This is a genomic window from Tepidicella baoligensis (assembly GCF_013432195.1).
In the GTDB taxonomy this organism is placed as follows: Bacteria; Pseudomonadota; Gammaproteobacteria; order Burkholderiales; family Burkholderiaceae_C; genus Tepidicella; species Tepidicella baoligensis.
Map to the genome: position 1 here is coordinate 1 of NZ_JACCDB010000045.1, position 344 is coordinate 344.

The 344-nt window shown below is 58.1% G+C and carries 1 other RNA gene; it reads left to right on the forward strand.

Annotated elements, in window-relative coordinates:
* The first annotated feature begins 1 nt into the window (after position 1).
* Positions 2 to 343: a transfer-messenger RNA gene (gene ssrA, locus HZS63_RS13820) on the forward strand.
* The last annotated feature ends 1 nt before the right edge of the window (position 344 follow it).

The following is a 344-nucleotide window of genomic DNA, read 5'->3' on the forward strand; positions in this document are numbered from 1 at the left end:
ACCTGGTTTCGACGTGGGTTGCGAAGCAGTAGCGGGCATACCGAGGACCCGTCACCTCGTTAATCAATGGGAACGCAATAACTGCTAACGACAACCGTTACCAGCTGGCCGCTTAATTGCGCGCCGTCCTCGCACTAGCTTGCCGATAGGCTAGGGCCGCAAGGCCACGCGAGGTCATTCATATCGGATCGCTTCGGCCGGTGTCACGACGGCCGGGGTTAACTCCAAGTGACTCGTCGTCGCGCAGCGTGTTCGTCCGCGTCGCGCCGGTTAAATCAAATGACTGAACTAAGTATGTAGAACGCTCTGTAAAGGACTTGCGGACGCGGGTTCGATTCCCGCCG